Origin of the sequence: Cysteiniphilum halobium, assembly GCF_003574425.1 — a bacterium.
Lineage (GTDB): Bacteria > Pseudomonadota > Gammaproteobacteria > Francisellales > Francisellaceae > Caedibacter > Caedibacter halobius.
In genome coordinates this window covers 1-593 of record NZ_QLIU01000107.1, presented here as the reverse complement: position 1 = coordinate 593, position 593 = coordinate 1, and the positions used below count along the sequence as shown (strand labels likewise).

Annotated in this window: 1 protein-coding gene; it reads left to right on the top strand. The window is 24.8% G+C overall.

What is annotated here, in order from left to right; all coding sequences use genetic code 11:
* A partial coding sequence (locus tag DNK85_RS12665) for a hypothetical protein (RefSeq protein WP_208123180.1) occupies positions 1-291 on the top strand: 291 nt, incomplete at its 5' end.
* Between the last annotated feature and the right edge of the window lie 302 nt (positions 292-593).

Below are 593 nucleotides of genomic sequence, written 5' to 3'. Positions count from 1 at the left end.
GAAAGAGAGGAAAAAGAGAGAGAAAGAAGAGAGAGAGAAAAAAGAGAAAGAAAAAAAAGAAGAAAAAGAAGAAGGAGAGAAGAAAAAAAAGTAAGGAGAAAAGGGAGAAAAGGAAGAGAAAGAAGAAGAGAAAGAAATGAAAGTAGGAGAGGAAAAGGAGAAGAGGAGAGAAAAGAAAAAGAGAAAGAAAAGAAGAAATTAGAGAAATATTTAAAGAAATGTATGAGAGGAATTGTGAGTGGGAAGAGTAGAGATATGGAGAGTAATAAAATAATGATAAGGAGGGAATAAAAGAAATTATTAAGAAAAAGGGTTAAAGGAAAAAATAAAAAAGAAATAAAAAAAAGAAAAAGAAAAAAAAAAAAAAGAAAAAAAGGAAGAAAAAAGAGAGAAAAAAAAGGAGAAAAGAGAAAGGAGTAAGAGGAAAAAAAGAAAAAAAAAAGAAAATGAAGAAAAAAGAAAAGAAAAAAAAAAAAAAGAAGAAAAAAGAAATAAAAAGCTTAAAAAAAAAAATAAAAAAAGAAAAAAAGAAAAAGGAAAAGAAGAAAAAAAAAGTGATTAAAAAGAAAATCAGTAAGAAGATAAAAAGAAAG